Source organism: Segatella albensis DSM 11370 = JCM 12258, from assembly GCF_000426565.1.
Taxonomy (GTDB): Bacteria; Bacteroidota; Bacteroidia; order Bacteroidales; family Bacteroidaceae; genus Prevotella; species Prevotella albensis.
Map to the genome: position 1 here is coordinate 129122 of NZ_AUFP01000008.1, position 17290 is coordinate 146411.

Genomic DNA, 17290 nt, shown 5'->3' on the forward strand with positions numbered 1-17290 from the left:
TTATGGAACGTGGCAGTTTTGGTACGAAGATAGGTGTTATCCTAGCGACGGCAGGTTCAGCGGTGGGATTAGGTAATATCTGGCGCTTCCCTTATATGACGGGTGAGAATGGAGGAGCAGCTTTTATTTTTATTTATTTGATATGTGTCTTCATTCTCGGCATCCCAGGGATGATAGCCGAATTTATCATCGGTCGTCATTCTGCAGCAAATGCGGTGAGAGCCTATAAGAACATGGGCGGAAAATGTTGGTCATATGTTGGATTGATGGGCGCAATAACTTCAATGATTATCCTCGGCTTCTATGCCGTCATAGCCGGTTGGTGTCTTCAGTATCTATATGCCGCCCTCATGGGTAATATTGGCGGAGATGTAACTTCCGTACAAAACTATTTCAAGGAATTCGTCTCTAACCCTATAGAACCTATAGTATGGACGATAACATTTATTTTGATCACCCATTTTGTTGTTACTAAAGGAGTAAAGAAAGGTATAGAGAAAGTTTCCAATATCCTTATGCCAACTTTGTTTGTACTTCTTCTCATTATAGTAATATCCTCTTGTACATTACCAGGAGCAATAAAAGGTATAGAATTCTTGTTCTATCCGGATTTCTCGAAGGTGACATCCAAAGTGCTACTAGATGCCCTTGGACAAGGATTCTTTTCCTTGAGTTTAGGAACAGCATGCCTTTGTACCTATGCCAGCTATTTCAGTCGTCAGACCGATTTGTTGAAGTCATCAATCCAAATAGCCGGTATAGACACCATAATAGCAATCTTTGCCGGTCTGATGATATTCCCAGCAGCCTTCTCTGTTGGAGTAAACCCGGATAGCGGTCCTGCGTTGATATTCATTACCTTGCCAAATGTATTCCAGCAAGCCTTTGGGTCACTTCCCGTATTTGCTTATATTATCGGGGTATTGTTTTATGCATTATTGGCATTGGCAGCCTTAACCTCAACGATCTCAATGCATGAGATAGGCACAGCATTCTTTTTTGAAGAATTACACATCAGTAGAAAAAAAGGAGCTTGGATAGAGACTGGAATATGTATTTGTATCGGAATACTATGTTCCTTGTCACAAGGTGCTGCAAAGATAAATATCTTTGGTGTAGATTTCCTGTCTTGTTGTGATTTCCTTACCTCAGATATCTTATTACCATTAGGTTCGTTTCTCACTTGTATATTAATAGGAAGAGTTGTAGACAAGCATGTTGTAAAGGACGAGTTTACCAATTGGGGAACAGTAAGTCGCAGTTTTTATGCCATTTGGCTGTTTGGCATCCGTTGGGTTTGTCCGATATGTATTATCTTTGTATTTTTACATCAACTTCATATAATATAGTTAGATTTGTCCCGTTACAATATAAAAGGATTGTATCGAGGAAAATATGTTAAAAGAATTTTTTTATTTGCAGAAAAGCGACCGACAAGCTATTTTGGTCCTTTTATCTGCAATTATTATTGCTCTAGTTTTTGTTTTTGGCGTTGGAAGTCATCATACTACCACTTCTGTGTCACCGAATTCTGATAAAGAATATAGCAGAGGGTATTATTCCAAGGATGGTAAACATCTATACTATAATATAGAGGGCCGTCAAGCCGAATTGTTTCCTTTTGATCCTAATACAGCTGATAGTACAGAACTGCTGAGATTAGGATTAGCTCCTTTCCAAGTGAGAAATATTTATCATTATCGTGCAAAAGGAGGAGTCTTTCATAGTGCGAATGATTTTGCTCGTTTATATGGATTGACAAGAAAACAATATCGAATGTTAGAGCCTTACATTCAGATTTCCAGTGATTATCTTCCTGCTTCCGATTTATATCAGAGTAGGGGATTCGTTCGAGATACTATGCGATTATCCCCCGTACATCATATCTCCGATAAACTGAAACCGGGTGAAACGATTCTGTTGAATGCATCAGATACTACATTATTAAAGAAAGTGCCTGGAATTGGAAGTGGATATGCCAAGGCAATCGTAAACCTAAGAAATAGATATGGTGGATTGTATGACCCACGACAGTTGTTGGATATCAGTGAATTTCCTGTTGATGCTTTGAAATATTTTAGGGTAGATCTCTCAGGAATTACGAAGATCAATATCAATAAGCTTAGTGTGAACCAATTACGCCGCCATCCATACATCAATTTCTATCAGGCAAAAGCGATTTTTGATTATCGTCGCACACACGGACCTATTCATGACTTGCGTGAATTGGCTAATCATCCGGATTTTCCTCCGGCAGAGATAGAACGTCTTCAACCTTATGTAGAATATTAAAGAAAAGTTCATCCGATGAAGGTACAAAACTTATCGGATGAACTTTTTATAATATTTAAACTTTAGTCAACGAACTGTTAATAGAAAAAGTGTTCAGCTTTTGGTTGCTTCTAGAACGAATAAGAATACCAATATACAGGAAAGCCTAAAGAAACGTTCTCGAAAAAGTTGTTTTTCTGAATGAAGTTAACTTCATCGGCTTACGCAGTTAACTTCGTAAGCTCACGCGAATAGGTTTGTTGGCTTACATAGTTAACCGAATAAGCCCATATACCCAGTATGTTCCGTGGATAAAATTAAAAAGAAAAAATATAAGTTATTGATAATCAATGAATTATATTTTGATTATATTTCGAATATTCATAGTCAACCATTTCCTGATTCTGAATTTGCGAATTATGGACCTCTTTTATCAGCTGAAAATTAAACAATGAAAGGTTTGTTAAACTTCCCTGGATTCAAGTTAAGAGTTCTCCTTATTTCTTTGTCAGAAAGGAAATAATTCTATACCTTTGTATGTGTTGATGGTTTATTGTCCATTTACACAAAAATGCACAAGAAGGAAAGGGAATTCCTTTAACCCTCCAATATAATGATAAAGGAGCCAAACAATTCCTGTGAGGCGGGCACCTCAGAAATATTTTCATGTGATATTTAAAATTGTAGGCGTAAAGGTAGCAATTATATAGGAAATTAAACAGCTCCTTGTTTATCACGGAGAAATTACTCTAGATGAATACCTTCGCACGGTTTTTCGATAAGTTCTACTTGTTTTCTATATAAAACAAAAAAGGAACTAATCCTTAGATTAATTCCTTTCTGTCGGGATTAGGCGACTCGAACGCCCGACCCCTACGTCCCGAACGTAGTGCGCTACCAACTGCGCTAAATCCCGATTCGTGGATGCAAAGATACACCAAAAAAACGAAATATGATAATTTTCTTAAAGAAAATTGCTCAAAAATTTGTCAATTCCGAATAAAAGCCCTATCTTTGCAACCGCATTTCAGAAATGGTACCTTAGCTCAGGTGGTAGAGCAATGGACTGAAAATCCATGTGTCCTTGGTTCAACTCCAAGAGGTACCACTAAAAAGCCGAATCTTTTAAGATTCGGCTTTTCTTTTATAGCATTCCCGGAAGTTCAAAAAGTTTGATACCGTTAGATCCCTTTATTAAGATATATTGATCTGTAGGTTTATGCTTAGCTATTTCCTCTTTTACCTCCTCAACATTAGTGAATTTTCTAAAGTCTGTCTTTGTTTTGCAGAACTCTTCTCCTACAAGCCAAATATTGCAGAGCCCATATTCTTTAAGCAAATCTACAATCTTCTGATGTTCTGCTAAAGAAGTCTCACCAAGCTCACGCATATCACCAAGGATAGCCATCTTGTTAGGTACATCCATCACCTTAAAGTTTTCTATGGCAGCAGACATACTGGATGGATTTGCGTTATAAGCATCAACGATGAGTTTGTTACTGTCAGTAACAGTCAACTGACTTCTATTGTTGTTTGGAATATAATTTTCTAGTGCATGATTGATAGCCTCCGGTTCTACTCCGAAGTTTAAACCTATCGTTATCGCAGCCAACATGTTGTCGATGTTGTAAGAACCGATCAAATGAGTTTGAACCTCATAGATTCTTGCGTTCATAGATTTATCAGCAGAATTTTGTTTCCAAGCAAACTTAAGGAAAGGAGCACAGCAGATCACATTTCCCTCTACGCTGGCGTTTTCTGATCGACCATAAGTGATGATTCTGTTCATTTCGCGTGAAGTTGCCATCTCTACGAGATCATCATTGCTTTCGTTCAGGAATATCAATCCCTCATTAGCTTTGATAAAGTCGTATAACTCACCTTTCGTCTTCTTCACCCCCTCGAAAGAACCGAAACCTTGTAGATGTGCCCTTCCTACGTTTGTAATCATACCACAAGTAGGTTCTACATAGTCGATAAGTTTCTTGATGTCACCCGGATGACTGGCTCCCATCTCAACAACGGCAATCTCATGATTCTCGTTCAGGCGGAAAAGAGTCTTTGGTACGCCCACATCATTGTTGAAGTTACCCTCCGTGTGCATGACATTATACTTTTCCGAAAGAACAGCCGAAATAAGTTCCTTAGTAGTTGTCTTTCCGTTGGTACCCGTGATGCCAATTACCGGAATATCGAATTGTCTGCGATGTTCCCTTGCCAGTTCCTTGAAAGTTGTCAAGCAATCCTCTACTAATAAGTATCGAGAGTCATTCTCGACCATGTATTCTTTTTCATCGATAATTGCATAAGCGCATCCCTTCTCCAATGCCATCTTTGCAAATTTGTTGCCATCGAAAGACGCCCCTTTCAAGGCCAAGAAGATACTTCCTTTAGGACAGTCTCTGCTATCTGTAGTAATAGTAGGATGTTCTTGATAGATTTTGTATAATTCAGTTATTTCCATTATCTACTATAATTTTTGTGCAAATATAAGGCAAAAATTACAAAATGAGGTCGATTTCTCGATTAATATTGTTATTTTTGCCTTTATGAATATGCAATTAGATTATACAATTAATGTGAGAGGAAAATTATTATCCCTCAAGCAACCCCAAGTAATGGGTATATTGAACTGTACACCAGATAGTTTCTATGCTGGTAGTCGAAAACAAACAGAAAAGGAAATCATTGATAGAGCCAATCAGATTATTGCTGAGGGTGGTTCTATTATAGATATCGGAGCATATTCTACACGTCCAGGAGCAGCCGAGGTGAGTGAAGAAGAAGAGATGAAGCGATTGCGCTTCGCCTTATCCTTAGTGAGAAAGGAGCATCCTGATAGTATTATCTCTATAGATACTTATCGTGCCAAAGTAGCCCAGATGTCGGTTGAAGAATATGGTGCCGATATTATCAATGACGTATCAGAAGGAGGCCTGACCGGTATTGTGGACACCCCATTGGAGCAGACAGATGATGTTTATCCAGAGATCTTCCGCATGATGGGGCAGCTCAAGGTTCCATATATTCTGATGTCTGTTCAGGGAAACCTTCATGATATGATCAAGAATTTTTCCAAAGAAGTTCAACAACTACGTGATTTGTCGGTAAAGGATATCATTCTCGATCCGGGTTTTGGTTTCGGAAAAGATATACAGGCCAACTATGATATACTGTCAGATATGGATGAATTGCGCTGTTTTGAGTTACCTATTCTTGTAGGCGTTTCCAGAAAGCGCATGATACATCAGTTGTTAGATATTTCTGTTGATGAGGCCCTGAATGGAACAACTATTGTAAATACAATATCCTTGATGAAAGGTGCCAATATCTTGAGAGTACATGATGTAAAGGAAGCTGTGCAAGCTGTGAAAATCGTAGAACAATTATCAAAATAATACCTTTATGTTAGAATTTGGAATAAAAGACATTATCGATATTATTCTAGTGGCTTTGATGCTTTATTACATCTATCGCCTGATGAAAGAAAGCCGCTCTTTGAATATCTTTGTCGGCATTATGCTTTTTGTTCTGATTTGGCTTTTTGTGAGCCAGATACTTGAAATGAAACTACTTGGTGCGATTCTCGACAAGTTGGTAAGTGTAGGAGTCATAGCCTTGATAGTGATATTTCAGGAAGATATACGCAAGTTCTTGTATGAAATTGGTTCACAGAAAGGTATTCGTCGCTTAGTATTATTTCTTAAAACCAATAAAAATAATGGCAAGGAAGTAGATAAGGAAACGATTATGCCAATCGTTATGGCTTGCATGAGTATGAGCAAGAAAAATATCGGTGCCTTGATCGTTATTCAGCGCGGTGTGCCTCTTACCGATATTGTAGATACCGGTGAAAGAATTGATGCAAATGTCAATCAGCGACTGATAGAAAACATCTTCTTTAAGAATTCTCCGCTTCATGATGGAGCAATGATCGTCTCAGATAAAAGAATAGAAGCTGCGGGGTGCATACTTCCAGTCAGCCATAGTCTCGATATACCAAAAGAGTTAGGGTTGCGTCATCGTGCAGCTATGGGCATCTCACAAAATAGTGATGCTATTTCTATTGTCGTTTCAGAGGAGACCGGTAGAATATCAGTAGCGATAAAAGGCGAATTTAAACTACGACTCTCTGCAGAGGAATTGGAAAGCATTCTAACGAATGAAATGTTTTAGTAAAAATTATCTCTAAACTCTAAAATGAGTGAATTATTTTTTGTACTTTTGCAAAGTCTAAATAGCAAATTCAAGAAATATCGAGAAAATATTTTTATTATATACAAACTATGGATTTATTAAGTCAGATTGTAGCGCGTGCAAAGGCAAATAAACAGCGCATTGTGCTCCCTGAGGCAGAAGAGGAGCGTACGTTAAAGGCAGCCGACAAGGCTTTAGGTGATGATCTTGCAGATCTTATCCTCATTGGTAACCCTGACAATATTAAGACACTTGCAGCAAAGTGGAATCTTAAAAATATCGACAAGGCTACTATCGTAGATCCTCTTAATAACCCTAAGACTGAGGAATATGCAGAGAAGTTAGCGGAACTTCGTAAAAAGAAGGGCATGACAATAGAGCAGGCTCGTGAATTGGTCACTAAGAATAATTTGTACTTAGGATGTATGATCATCAAGACAGAAGGTGCAGATGGTCAGATCTCTGGTGCTCTTTCTACTACAGGTGATACATTGCGTCCAGCTCTTCAGATTATCAAGTGCGCTCCTGGCATTTCTTGTGTTTCCGGTGCTATGCTTCTTATCACAGAGCACAAAGAATATGGTGATAATGGTGTTGTCGTTATGGGCGATGTTGCTGTTACTCCAAATCCTACAGCTGATCAACTTTCTCAGATTGCTTATACTACAGCACAGACAGCTAAGAGTGTTGCAGGTATCGCAGATCCACGTGTAGCTATGTTGAGTTTCTCAACCAAGGGCTCTGCTAAAGATGCCAAGGACAAGGAAACCGGCAAGAGCGTATATATCATCGACAAGGTGGTAGAAGCAACAAAACTTGCCAAGGAAAATTATCCTGACTTGAAAGTAGATGGTGAACTTCAGGCTGACGCAGCCCTTGTTCCTGCCGTAGCAGCTAAGAAGGCTCCAGGTAGCGACATAGCAGGTCAGGCTAACGTACTTGTAGCTCCTAACCTTGAGGTAGGTAATATTGGCTATAAGCTCGTTCAGCGTTTAGGTGGTGCTATTGCTATTGGTCCTATCCTGCAGGGTATTGCTCGTCCTGTTAATGATTTGAGCCGTGGTTGTTCTGTAGACGACATCTACTATATGATTGCCATCACCTCATGTCAGGCACAAGACGCAAAATAATCAAATGATAATAAAGCCTTTCTGCGAAGAGAGGCTTGTTTAAATTTATAAATAACAGATACAAATATTATGAATATTCTAGTATTGAACTGTGGAAGCAGTTCTATTAAATATAAATTGTACAATATGGACGATGAGTCTGTATTGGCACAGGGTGGTGTAGAGCGTATCGGTCTTGATAATGCTTTCATCAAGGTAAAACTCGCCAATGGCGAGAAGAAGCAGATCATGGCTGATCTTCCTACTCACAAAGAAGGCGTTAGCTTAGTATTCAAGTGCCTTCTTGACCCAGAGATTGGTGCAATCAAAGATTTGAAAGAAATCGACGCCGTAGGTCATCGTATTGTGCAAGGTGGCGATAAGTTCAACCAGAGTGTTATCGTTGACCAGAGTGTAGAGGACGGTATTGAGGAACTCTGTGACCTTGCTCCTGTTCACAATGCCGGTCACCTCAAAGGTATTCGTGCTGTAGATTCATTGATGCCTAATACACCTCAGGTTTGTGTTTTTGACAACGCCTTCCATAGCACCATGCCAGACTACGCATACCTCTATGCAGTTCCTTACGAGCTATATCAGAAGTATCACGTACGCCGTTACGGTTTCCACGGAACCAGTCATCGTTATGTATCTAAGCGCGTATGCGAAATCTTAGGTCTTGACATCAACAATTCTAAGATCATCACTTGCCATATCGGTAATGGTGCCAGTGTTGCTGCTATCAAGAACGGTAAAGTTATCGATACCTCAATGGGTCTTACTCCATTAGCAGGTTTGATGATGGGTAGTCGTTCAGGTGACATCGACGCCTCTGCAGTAACCTACATCATGGAGAAGTTAGGTTTGAAGCCACAAGAGATGGCCGATTATCTGAATAAGAAGAGTGGCGTATTAGGTATCACAGGTATCTCTAGTGATATGCGTGATATCGAGTCAGCAGCAAAAGAGGGTAATGAGCGTGCTCAGTTAGCATTGAAGATGTACGACTATCGTATCAAGAAATACATTGGCGCTTATACAGCAGCTCTTGGTGGCGTTGATGCCGTTGTCTTCACAGCAGGTGTTGGTGAGAACCAGACAAGCACCCGTGAGAAATCTTGCGAAGGCCTAGAATATCTTGGCATAAAGATAGATGTTGCCAAGAATGCTACTGTTCATGGAGAGGAAGCTATTATTTCAACACCAGATTCTAAGGTTAAGGTTGTTGTTGTTCCTACTGATGAGGAAATAGTTATCGCTCGTGATACAAAGGCATTGGTAGAAAAAGCCAAGTAAATCTAAAATAAAATATTATGGGATGAGCAGAAATGTTCATCCCTTTTTTTATATCAACACACAATATGAACACAAAGATTATCACTTTTGGAGAAATTATGTTGAGGCTTTCCAAGCCGGGTTATCGTCGACTCACCGAAGGCACAGTATTTCATGGCAACTATGGAGGAAGTGAAGCCAATGTAGCCGTATCATTGGCATGCCTTGGAAATAACGTAGAGTTTGTTACCCGTGTTCCAGCGGGAGCGATGGGAGAGGCCGCCCTGATGCACCTCCGAGAGTATGGGGTTTCTGTGAATCATGTTGTGCGTGGTGGCGACCGCCTTGGTACTTATTATTTTGAAGAAGCCGCAGCAATGCGCAACAGTCGTGTCGTCTATGATCGAAAAGGTTCATCCTTCTATACCCTGAAACAAGGTATGATATCATGGAAAGAAATTCTACGTGAAGCTTCACTATTCCATTGCTCAGGCATCACCTGTGCGATAAGTCGTGACGCTATGGAGACAACCTTTGATGCCGTGAGGATGGCCAGTGAGATGGGACTTACCATAGCCTGTGATATTAACTATCGTAAGAATCTCTGGGGATATGGACTAGAACCACATGACGTACTTTTCCTGTTGATGCAATATAGCGACATCATCTTTGGCGACCAGAACGAGTGGGAGATAGCGAGTGGCGTTAGACATATACCATTCCCAGCACTTAACAGCGAATACCAGATAGACAAAGAATCCTATGCTCAGTATTTTGAGAAGATGCACCAGCTGTTTCCACGTTGCAAGAAGATGGTGATGGCATTACGTAACCAGATAGCTTCGAGCCACCATACCCTTACCGGTGTACTTTATGATACCGTAAAAAAGAAACTATACACCACCCGAATATACGATATACAACCTATTGTAGACCCGATGGGAGTAGGCGATGCCTTTGTTGCAGCCTATGTTCATGCCATTCGTAAATGGGTGGATGACAATCAGAAGTGCCTTGATTTCTCATTATCTGCCAGTGCCATCAAGAATACGATACCAGGCGATCAGAATCTGATGTCAGAGGAAGAAATTGTTAGCAATATGACCTCTTCCGGTGGTAGAATCCAACGATAGGGCTATAAAAGAAAAAGAGTGGATTCAAAGTATATTGAATCCACCCTTTGTAGAAAGCGATAAGATCAGTAATATATTCCGATGGTCATCCCCACAGAAGAATTGTGCAGATGCGTGTTAGAATGTAGATACTTTCCGTAGACTTTGACAAACCAGTTGCTTATTGTCTTTTTGATGGCAACAGGGAACTGATAGCTTACCGATAAGTGACTTGTGAAATAATTAGAATTGTAGAAATCTCTGTCTGCCAACAGTACATTCACAGCATAGTCTGTTGTAGGGTCAGCCAAATTCAGATCATTCTTTAGCTTGTTGTGTATTCCAGCAGACGCTTCAACCCATAACTTGCGGTTACATAGACCATAGCCACCATTCAAAGCCCAGTCAGCACTATTATATTTGAATTCAGAGAAGTTTAGAAGGTACTTATTGCGCGTGTTCTGCAGATCAGCCTTTAAACCGATATACCCCTTTATCGACTGATTCTCTTTGAAGTTCAGTCTGTAATTGAAATCCAGATTCAACAGATTCACCTGATAACGCTTCTTGAAAGTTAACAGCGTGTTGTAATGATAACTGTTCAGACCATTGTCAGGGTTAGTCGTCGTCTCCAGTTCCTGTCGATATTCGTCAGCATATCCCTGCTCATATCTCGCAGTGAAATCAATCTCGTGTAATAGGTACCCATTCTCTATTCTGTTTTGCGTCTTAAGGCCATAAATATAGTTGTAATAATGCCCCGGCTGATACATATATTGTCCCAGAACCTCCTCACTTCCCCTCTCAATGAAGACCGAAGTGAGCGAATGTAAGCTTTGGTTCTTGTATGCGTATGAAAGTTCTGCACCGAAGTTATGGTTCACCCATTCCCTCTGATAACTCTTATAGCCCTGTGTAATACCCTGCGCATTTTCCAGTCCTGTCATAAAATAGTATTTCAGGGTTGCATCGGTCTGTACAGTTGTGATGTTGTCGATTTTCTCCTTATATCTATTGTAATGCCCTGCAATACCAAAAGTATTACGGCCAAAAGAATAAGTGGCAGAAGGCGTAACTTTATAGTTCAGCATCTCACTTCTACTTCGAGGGTCACGTAGACGACTCAAGTCAGCCAAGTTGTAATCGAGGCGAACACCAAAGCGCCAACCGTTAAAACTCTTTGTGCCCAATGCGGCCGTCAAGTCGATATTCTGTCTACTATAGTTGCCTACCACCGATGAACCCGTGAAATAAGGGTTACTGTTGTAAGAACGTTGCACGTCGCTCCAAGCACGATTCTTCGTCTCGCCCAAATCGAATTGGAATTTACCATAACCATAGAAGACATCACTAAGTTTCTGATAACTTTCGGTGAAGAAGGTCAAGTCATTCCTTGAGCTACCCTCCTGCACCCGATGCAAGTTGCCCGATAGATGCGACAAGTCGAAATAAGCGATGCCCCGATTGCGCGCAGAGTCGAGCGACAAGCCGGCAGCATTATCCGTGTGGCGCCAAATCTGTGAAGCATCATCATATTTATACTCACTAATTCCTGCAATTTGCTGAGCAGAAACACTGTTAGCCCACAACAAGGCAACAGATATATATAATAGTTTATTATTCTTCATATTCACGAGGTTGAATAGTTTTAGAAACTTTGAAATCAGTAGTACTGTTGTTCGTATCGACAAGAATCTTATGCCCATTTTTACCTTTTCGGGTAGACGTCTTGCGATACACCACATCACCGGTATAACCTGTGGTGGCAGGGATGAACGTATAGCCAGCGTCCAGACCATTGACTAATCGTTTTGTGTCAATATTTACAGTACCCTCCTTGTTATACTTCAAGATTTCCACGGCATCGATGATCACCTTGTTCGGTATCAACTTATACTCACTTCCCGAAGTCTTGCCATAGGCATAAGTTACAGGCCATGATTCGACGTCTTTCGGCTCAGCTCTGAAGATGACCACACCACAAGGGCCACCGTTCAGTAGATTCATGAAGTTTGTCGACTTACTGAAAGTATAAAGCGTTTCCATGTCAGGCACATCCGGATTGTTGATATACGCATTTTTCGTTCGCGTATCAAGCACGTCAAAGTCAGCATCCAACAAGTTCGGTGAACTACTCGATACCGCCGTATGGTCGATAGCACTATTCGCAATCACTATAGTACTGCCCGGTTTAATCCATTTCTCGGTTTCAAGGTCAGGGATACGGAAAATCTGCTTCAGCGCCGTAGAATCCGGGTGCATGGCAGAAAGATATTCAGCCGTCCAGCCCTTCGAGTCAGATTCCACTAAACCGATGCAGAGTCCCCCAATATTGATACTATCATCACTCTGATTGTAGATTTCGATATACTGGTCGGCCGTATAATTCTTGTTACTATTGTTCTTCGTTCCCGCATAATACACTTTACCGATGACCAACGAACGGTTGATAGAAAGTTGAGTGTTCAGTTTTAGCGGATTCTCCGATTGACCTTCAGTAATCAGTTGGTTACTGATCGTTCCAGAAACCACTACACCATCATTTACCTGATTATCCCCAGTGAGCAGATTATACTGTGCCGACGTCAAATCCCACGATGTGTTGATGGTGTACACATCAGGTATTAAATCCTTGAATTTCGCGATACCATTGGCATCCGTTACGGCAGAGAACACCGATTCCTTACCTTTCTGAGTCAACGTTACCGTATGCCCTTCATAGTCGGTGCCGGTGAATTCCTCAGGCATCACGAGTTGGACATCTACGGAAACAGCCCGAGTGACATCATCATAGTCGATGCAACTGGTCAGACTTGCCACGATGGCAAGCACGAATATTTTGATAGATAACTTTTTCATCTTTTATAAATTGAAAAATAGTTCTACACCATAACTGAAGCTATTTGTATTTCTTTGAACCCATGTTGTGGTCGTATTTCCCTGTAGGTAAGGTTCATAATACAAACAATTGTTCACATACAAGGAGAAACCTCCCAGATTGCCGAGCTCCTTGGTCAGACGCGCCGATAAGTTCCATGTCGAAGGGGTCTTCTGTGGACCATAATTGGTAGCTTTCTTCGACAAGTCTTTGATGGCTACAGTCTTCATTCCGTCAGGAGCCGAAGCATGATAGATACCCGACATGTCGATGACACCATTCATCATATCAGGTGTGATATCATGATAATTTAAATTGCCGTCAATCCATCCGATAGCATTCTTGTTGGTCTGGAAGTTTTCCCTCCAATCTTGCCAGACGACCTGTGCCGTGAATGAGGCCACCATTCTAAGTCGAGGAATATTGGTTACCACACGAAGTGTATTTAAGAATCTGTGATATCTGTCGTAGTCTTGACCAGAAGGATATACCACCTTGAATGGCGTAGTGTTATAAATAGAATATTCTGTAGGCAACAGAGCACCCCTTACCGATTCACTGTTCATGTCGGTGCTCCAGATCTTGGTTTCTGAATAAGCACCACTCAGATAGAACGAAGTATGAATAGGTTTGATTTCACCAAAGTTAAGATCAAATTCCACACCCTTGTTCTCCGTAGTATTGGTGTTGCCGATCTTGCCCGTCGTGATCATCAGCAGATCAGTTCTTGCTGGATCATTGTAGTTGATGGTAGTAGCCTGTCCAGGGTTGACCACAAGTCCATGGTTGATGTCATAATAGTTTGCCGTATAGGTAGTATATTCCGTAGCAGGGCCAAAGCCATTCGGCGTTTTATCCTTGTAAGCCAGCACACTCAGTTTGCCGCCCCATGGAAGTTTCACGTCAGCACCCGCTTCCACCTTCGTCGTGGTAGCATTCTTCAAGTCTTTGCTCTTCTTTACATCATAAACGTAAGTATGATAAGCTAAGATCTGCGCAACATCATCATTCTGCGGCATATAACTGGCAGCGATGCGGTCGACATACTTCTTGTCAGGATATAAATAGTTGAGGCCCGGTGTCTTACTGTTCATACCGATGCCAGCTCTCAGGTCGAGCCACTTTGTGACAGCAAACGACATGTTCAGACGAGGGCTTAAGGCATAAGTAGCGATATCAGAGAAAGGTTGTAAGGCCGTGAAGCGTACACCCACCTGAGTGCGCAGACGGTTCACCTTGTTGATGTTCCATGTGAGGTTGTCTTCAGCATAGGCAGAGAACTGGTGTAGACCAGGAATGTCAGAGAAAGCACGAGGGCGACCGTCAGCATTTGGCTTGTAAGGTCTGTTGTCGTCTTCGTTATAATACCCCTTACCACTTGTCCAATCGTATTTGTATTCGATACCGAGTTTGAAATTTTGTCGAGTTTTACCCGCTTTCAGATAGAAAGCATCATTGATTTTGGCAAAAATGTTGCCCGGGTTGGCCTTGGTGCGCCCTGTAGCGAGATAACTGCCATACACCCATGGCACTTCATAATATCCCGTTTCTCGAGCTGTAAGAATCGCGGTGTTCGTAGAGCCCACATAACCGGTAGCTCTGTCGTCCTGCCATCCGTATCTGAAACCCAAAGTATACGATAACGTACGCATCAGCGACTTGTTCACACTGATCTTACCATTATGCGTGAAATTCAGGTTGGCATTGATGTTTTTCGTCTCTGTGCCATCCTGTATGGCATCCGGGTCGTTGCCCGACCATTGGCGAGAATACAAGAATCTCACCTTCGTGTCGGTATGCCATCTGCGACTGAAGTCGTATCCATAACCCAGACTACCGGTATATCTTCCGTACGAGCGCGTCTTCTGTCGAGGGTCGCCCCATGCCTTGGCATAGTCAAGGTTGAAGTTGATGATACCCAATTTCTCTAGGTTGAAACCCTTGCCGACAGAATAGTTCTGCAGTTCCGGATTAATCTTACCCTTGATCTGCCATGGGGTGACACCCACCTTGGAATGAACGACGACAAGTCCGCTTGACAGATCACCATATTCAGCCGAAGGGATACCACGTATCACCTCCACGTTGTCGATATCATCGGCAGATATTTGTCGTAAGTCGGTACCCGTGAAGGCGGAAGCACTGAACTGTCCCTGAGTAAGATTTCCGTTGTTGCTGATAGGCATCCCATCGACGACGACGCTACTACCGAAAGCACTTGTATTGTTGTTGGTAAGTGTACGCAGTTGGATGTTGCTCTGTGATGTGAGATCAGTATTCTGAATCAACTGTCCTGGAATCAACTGCATCACGTCGGCCAGTGAAGAGGCCTGCAAGTGGTCGATGGCCTGTCTGCTTATCAAACTACTTGTAGAGGTGCCCGAGACATTCTGTCGTGCTGTCACTACCACCTCTTTGAGCGCCAGACTGGTAGGACTGAGCTTGATGTTCAAGTTCAGGTCACTGCTCACCTTGAGTGTGGTATGGTATTCCTCATACCCCACATAGGTAATGTTGAGCGTGTAAGTACCTTCCGGAATTTTATCGAAGGTCGCTTTGCCATCGATATTGGTCACTGTAAACGCTCCTAAAGGAGAAAGACTACAGTTGGCCATAATTACGGATTCTTTTGTGTTTTTGTCGGTGACTGTCAGGTCGACCTTGAACCTACTGTTTTTGTTACCCTCTTGTGCCGCAGAGAATTGTGTGGCGCTGATAAGGACAAAGAGTAATAGGGCAAATCTCGTTACGATCTTGTTCATTCTCTTCAAAAATTTGGATGAAATAAACTAATTCTTTTCTGTTTGCAAATATATTAATTTTATTTAATAGTTGCAAGACTTATTATTGAGTATTTCAGTTTAGATCATCTGCCTATCAGCTCTTGTCAACGATTGATAGTGCAAAGATACAAAAAAAATATGAAAAGTGAATCAAAAAAAACGAATGTTGAAGTTTGATATTCAGCAATTCATTGATAATGAGGGCGTTGCACGGTTCCGTCTTGTAGCGTAATTTCCGTTTTTTAGTCGAAATGTAGCTCGTGCATCCCGATGTGTGTGCTCACAATACGTAGTTGTGAGATATGGTGATTCTTATTTTTTTAATAAGAAAATTCTTACGCCTGATGCTAATTAAAGATATATATAATATTGATTAATATAATATAAAGTTTAACCCGAACAATACGCGCAAAAATTTTCTCTAAAAGTATATATAAGAATACGCCCATAATAGGGTGTATTCTTTCTTTTTTCTTATTATTGCGAGCATATATTGTTACAATGATGAATTTTGCATCCCTCTTGGGGGAATACAACATATACCTTATATTATATATGAAGCTATACAGAGACAGAAATATGCTCATTTTACATCAGATTTCATGCTCATTTCACGCATTTTATTCCCGATTTCGCCATTATCAAATCAAAAAATCCTCGATTTTCGGGATTTTACCTCAAAATTCGGGAATTTTGAATATTTCTTTACAAACACGTTAAAACACTTATATAGAGGATGTTATGGCCAAAAAATTGGGTAAAAGACTATGTTGGCTATCTCTAAAATCATAGGTTTTGAAAATTCAAAAACACCGCATAATGGGTTCAAAAGTTGTTTTGAATGATATAAATTCTGCTTTTCCGGACTTGTTTTTCTTCATTTTCGCCCTAAAAACGACCGATTTTTAGTCGCATCGTGTGATGTGGTGAAACATTGTGAGGATAAGATGACAATAATTGACGGGGGATGTGCAAGGTTTGCGAGAAATATACATTGTAAAATATTTATTATATTGGCATATTCTCAATATCGCCGATATAAGTACAGCTCGTGTACCCCTCCGGGGTGCTATGAGATATGCTGCTATCTCTTCTCCGAGGGTACGCTAATGCGACCCCCGGTTATCGCAGAGATATCCCCTCCGGGGAATACGTACAAGTATGGCTGCTGTGTGTGCCTCTACAACATCCGCGGGAATACGTACAAATATGGCTGCTGTGTATGCCTCTACAATATCCGCGGGAATACGCACAAGTATGAACTGCTGTGTATGCCTCTACAACATCTGCGGGAATACGCACAAGTACAAACTGCTGTGTATGACTTCTATAGCATCTTTCTAGGGCATAGTCGATGTGCTTAGCTGCGAGATATGCTACCCTCCCTCCGAGGGATAGTCGATATGCCTAGCTGGGATACACACCCCGGAGGGGTTGCCGCTGTGATAACCGGGGGGTGCGATAGCAGACCCTCGGTATGTATGATGGTCTGTGTGAGTGCACCCCGGAGGGTGTGCCCGTCCTGCGTCTGTCATAGCTCGTGTACCCCTCTGGGGTGCTATGAGGTTTGCTGTATATCCTTCTCCGAGGGTACGCTTCGCGACCCCCGGTTATCTCAGAGGTATCCCCTCCGGGGAATATGTATAATATGAACTGCTGTGTATG

11 protein-coding genes and 2 tRNA genes are annotated in these 17290 nt (G+C 41.4%); 8 read left to right on the forward strand and 5 right to left on the reverse strand.

Features of this window, described 5'->3' with window-relative positions:
* The first annotated feature begins 2 nt into the window (after window positions 1-2).
* A complete protein-coding gene (locus tag K333_RS0106450) occupies window positions 3-1349 on the forward strand; it encodes a sodium-dependent transporter (protein WP_027452473.1) in 1347 nt (448 codons plus the stop codon).
* 46 nt (window positions 1350-1395) lie between these two features.
* Window positions 1396-2292, forward strand: coding sequence for a helix-hairpin-helix domain-containing protein (locus tag K333_RS0106455; RefSeq protein WP_024989838.1), 897 nt, complete (start codon window positions 1396-1398; stop codon window positions 2290-2292).
* 822 nt (window positions 2293-3114) lie between these two features.
* On the opposite strand, the gene K333_RS0106465 is transcribed toward K333_RS0106455, so the two are convergent.
* A tRNA-Pro gene (locus K333_RS0106465) sits at window positions 3115-3187 on the reverse strand.
* Window positions 3188-3306: 119 nt separating this feature from the next.
* On the opposite strand from K333_RS0106465, the gene K333_RS0106470 reads away from it, so the two are divergent.
* Window positions 3307-3379: transfer RNA gene (locus K333_RS0106470), tRNA-Phe, on the forward strand.
* Between the two features lie 36 nt (window positions 3380-3415).
* Here K333_RS0106470 and K333_RS0106475 read toward each other — a convergent pair.
* Entirely contained in the window at window positions 3416-4735 is a 1320-nt protein-coding gene (locus tag K333_RS0106475) for a UDP-N-acetylmuramoyl-tripeptide--D-alanyl-D-alanine ligase (RefSeq protein WP_024989839.1), read from the reverse strand.
* Between the two features lie 85 nt (window positions 4736-4820).
* On the opposite strand from K333_RS0106475, the gene folP reads away from it, so the two are divergent.
* The 5 genes from folP (at window position 4821) to K333_RS0106500 (ending at window position 9985) form a co-directional block, all read left to right on the forward strand.
* Window positions 4821-5669 (forward strand): dihydropteroate synthase, encoded by an 849-nt coding sequence (gene folP, locus K333_RS0106480; protein ID WP_024989840.1) that lies wholly within the window; start codon window positions 4821-4823, stop codon window positions 5667-5669.
* A 7-nt stretch (window positions 5670-5676) separates the two neighbouring features.
* Complete coding sequence (gene cdaA, locus K333_RS0106485) at window positions 5677-6447, forward strand: diadenylate cyclase CdaA (protein ID WP_027452475.1); 771 nt, start codon at window positions 5677-5679, stop codon at window positions 6445-6447.
* A 110-nt stretch (window positions 6448-6557) separates the two neighbouring features.
* Entirely contained in the window at window positions 6558-7598 is a 1041-nt protein-coding gene (gene pta / locus K333_RS0106490) for a phosphate acetyltransferase (protein WP_024989841.1), read from the forward strand.
* 69 nt (window positions 7599-7667) lie between these two features.
* Window positions 7668-8873, forward strand: a complete 1206-nt coding sequence (locus tag K333_RS0106495) for an acetate kinase (protein WP_024989842.1) — start codon at window positions 7668-7670, stop codon at window positions 8871-8873.
* 65 nt (window positions 8874-8938) lie between these two features.
* On the forward strand, window positions 8939-9985 hold the full coding sequence (locus K333_RS0106500; RefSeq protein WP_024989843.1) for a sugar kinase: 1047 nt from the start codon (window positions 8939-8941) through the stop codon (window positions 9983-9985).
* A gap of 65 nt (window positions 9986-10050) precedes the next feature.
* On the opposite strand, the gene K333_RS0106505 is transcribed toward K333_RS0106500, so the two are convergent.
* The 3 genes from K333_RS0106505 to K333_RS0106515 are packed head-to-tail and all read right to left on the reverse strand — an operon-like array spanning window position 10051 to window position 15604.
* Complete coding sequence (locus tag K333_RS0106505; RefSeq protein WP_024989844.1) at window positions 10051-11592, reverse strand: DUF6850 family outer membrane beta-barrel protein; 1542 nt, start codon at window positions 11590-11592, stop codon at window positions 10051-10053.
* The gene (locus tag K333_RS0106510; protein WP_024989845.1) at window positions 11582-12823 is read right to left on the reverse strand and encodes a DUF4876 domain-containing protein; all 1242 of its coding nucleotides are present in this window, start codon (window positions 12821-12823) and stop codon (window positions 11582-11584) included. The genes K333_RS0106505 and K333_RS0106510 overlap by 11 nt, the downstream gene beginning before the upstream one ends.
* A gap of 3 nt (window positions 12824-12826) precedes the next feature.
* Window positions 12827-15604 carry a TonB-dependent receptor gene (locus tag K333_RS0106515; RefSeq protein ID WP_024989846.1) on the reverse strand — a complete coding sequence of 926 codons (2778 nt, stop codon included), beginning with the start codon at window positions 15602-15604 and terminating at the stop codon, window positions 12827-12829.
* Window positions 15605-17290: the final 1686 nt, after the last annotated feature.

Coding starts and splice junctions, on each gene's coding strand:
- folP (WP_024989840.1), top strand. CDS start 4,821: ATGAATATGCAATTAGATTATACAATTAATGTGAGAGGAAAATTATTA.
- K333_RS0106495 (WP_024989842.1), top strand. CDS start 7,668: ATGAATATTCTAGTATTGAACTGTGGAAGCAGTTCTATTAAATATAAA.
- K333_RS0106500 (WP_024989843.1), top strand. CDS start 8,939: ATGAACACAAAGATTATCACTTTTGGAGAAATTATGTTGAGGCTTTCC.
- K333_RS0106510 (WP_024989845.1), bottom strand. CDS start 12,823: ATGAAAAAGTTATCTATCAAAATATTCGTGCTTGCCATCGTGGCAAGT.
- cdaA (WP_027452475.1), top strand. CDS start 5,677: ATGTTAGAATTTGGAATAAAAGACATTATCGATATTATTCTAGTGGCT.
- K333_RS0106450 (WP_027452473.1), top strand. CDS start 3: ATGGAACGTGGCAGTTTTGGTACGAAGATAGGTGTTATCCTAGCGACG.
- K333_RS0106475 (WP_024989839.1), bottom strand. CDS start 4,735: ATGGAAATAACTGAATTATACAAAATCTATCAAGAACATCCTACTATT.
- K333_RS0106455 (WP_024989838.1), top strand. CDS start 1,396: ATGTTAAAAGAATTTTTTTATTTGCAGAAAAGCGACCGACAAGCTATT.
- K333_RS0106515 (WP_024989846.1), bottom strand. CDS start 15,604: ATGAACAAGATCGTAACGAGATTTGCCCTATTACTCTTTGTCCTTATC.
- K333_RS0106505 (WP_024989844.1), bottom strand. CDS start 11,592: ATGAAGAATAATAAACTATTATATATATCTGTTGCCTTGTTGTGGGCT.
- pta (WP_024989841.1), top strand. CDS start 6,558: ATGGATTTATTAAGTCAGATTGTAGCGCGTGCAAAGGCAAATAAACAG.